The sequence below is a fragment of the Ramlibacter sp. genome (assembly GCF_035706265.1).
Taxonomy (GTDB): Bacteria; Pseudomonadota; Gammaproteobacteria; order Burkholderiales; family Burkholderiaceae_C; genus Ramlibacter.
Window position 1 is genome coordinate 1 of record NZ_DASSVG010000186.1, and the last position, 2033, is coordinate 2033.

Sequence of the window (2033 nt, forward strand, 5' to 3'; positions counted from 1 at the left end):
AACCCCTGCCCGTGCACGTGGTGCTGGCGCAGAGCGAGGTGCAGGACGAATTCATCGTCGAACTGCTGCCGCTGGAGGCGCAGACCCGGCAGGACCGCGAGGAGCGCCTGATCGACCAGGCCCAGGCCAACAAGGAACTGATCCGCAACCTCGCGCACGAGATCAAGAACCCGCTCGGCGGCATCCGCGGGGCGGCGCAGCTGCTGGAGATGGAGATCGATCCGTCGCTCAAGGAGTACACGCGCGTCGTGATCCACGAGGCCGACCGGCTGCAGACGCTGGTCGACCGCCTGCTGGCGCCGCACCGCCGGCCGCACGTGGTGGGCGACGTGAACATCCACGAGGTGTGCGAGCGCGTGCGCTCGCTGATCCTGGCGGAGTTCCCCAAGGGGTTGAAGGTCGTGCGCGACTACGACACCTCCATCCCCGAGTTCCGCGGCGACCGCGAACAGCTGATCCAGGCCGTGCTGAACATCGCGCACAACGCCTGCCAGGCGCTGGCGGAACGCATCGCCGCCGGCGATGCGCAGCTCACGTTCCGCACGCGCATCGGCCGGCAGGTCACCTTCGGCAAGCAGCGCTATCGTTTGGCATTGGAATTGCATGTGATCGACAACGGGCCTGGTGTGCCGGATGCGATCAAGGACCGCATCTTCTTTCCGCTGGTGTCGGGAAGGGAAGGCGGGTCGGGCCTGGGGCTCACGCTCGCGCAGACCTTCGTGCAGCAGCACCATGGCCTGATCGAGTGCGACAGCACACCGGGGCGGACGGATTTCAAGATCCTGATCCCCCTGCCTTGAGACCACGACCTGCCGACCTGGGGTGAAGAAGGAGAACATGAAGCCGATCTGGATCGTTGACGATGACCAATCCATCCGCTTCGTGCTCGAGAAGGCGCTGATGCGGGAGGACCTGCCCACGCGCAGCTTCACCAGCGCCAGGGAGGTGCTGAGCGCGCTCGAGGCGGAGAACGACGAGAACGGCCCGCAGATCCTGGTGAGCGACATCCGCATGCCCGGCACCTCCGGGCTGGACCTGCTCACGAAGGTGAAGGAGAAGCATCCGGGGCTGCCCGTCATCATCATGACGGCCTTCTCGGACCTCGACTCCGCCGTCTCCGCCTTCCAGGGCGGCGCCTTCGAATACCTGCCCAAGCCCTTCGACCTGCCGAAGGCGATCGAGCTCATTCGCCGCGCGGTGGAGGAAAGCCAGCGCGAGGAGGTGGCCGAGGAGCGGATGGAAGAAGCGCCCGAGATGCTGGGGCAGGCGCCTGCGATGCAGGACGTGTTCCGCGCCATCGGGCGGCTGTCGCAGTCCAATGTGACGGTGATGATCACGGGCGAATCGGGCAGCGGCAAGGAGCTGGTGGCGCGCGCGCTGCACAAGCACTCGCCGCGCGCGGGCGGCCCCTTCGTCGCCATCAACACGGCGGCGATCCCGAAGGACCTGCTGGAGTCGGAGCTGTTCGGCCACGAGCGCGGCGCCTTCACCGGCGCGCAGACCATGCGGCGCGGCCGCTTCGAGCAGGCCGAAGGCGGCACGCTGTTCCTCGACGAGATCGGCGACATGCCGTTCGACCTGCAGACGCGCCTGCTGCGCGTGCTGTCGGACGGCCATTTCTACCGCGTGGGCGGCCACAACGCGGTCAAGGCCAACGTGCGCGTGATCGCGGCCACCCACCAGGATCTGGAGCAGCGCGTGAAGGAGGGCGTGTTCCGCGAGGACCTGTTCCACCGCCTGAACGTGATCCGCCTGCGGCTGCCGGCGCTGCGCGAGCGGCGCGAGGACGTGCCGATGCTGGCGCGCCATTTCCTGCAGCAAAGCGCGCAGCAGCTGGGCGTGGAGCCCAAGCGCATCGCCGATGCGGCGCTGGACAAGCTGATGTCCTTCTCCTTCCCGGGCAACGTGCGCCAGCTGGAGAACATCTGCCACTGGCTCACCGTGATGGCGCCGGCGCAACTGGTGGAAGCGAAGGACCTGCCACCGGAAGTGGGGACGGGTGGGACGCCGTCGTCCCCGGCGCCGGTGGCACC

At 67.8% G+C, this 2033-nt stretch carries 2 protein-coding genes; both read left to right on the plus strand.

All coding sequences use genetic code 11. The features are described from left to right. Window positions 1–800 (plus strand): nitrogen regulation protein NR(II) (gene glnL, locus VFM98_RS07005; protein ID WP_325109191.1); only part of this gene is annotated, 800 nt, incomplete at its 5' end. A gap of 37 nt (window positions 801–837) precedes the next feature. Next, window positions 838–2033, plus strand: a 1196-nt coding sequence (gene ntrC / locus VFM98_RS07010; RefSeq protein ID WP_325109192.1) for a nitrogen regulation protein NR(I), incomplete at its 3' end; no start/stop codon positions are given.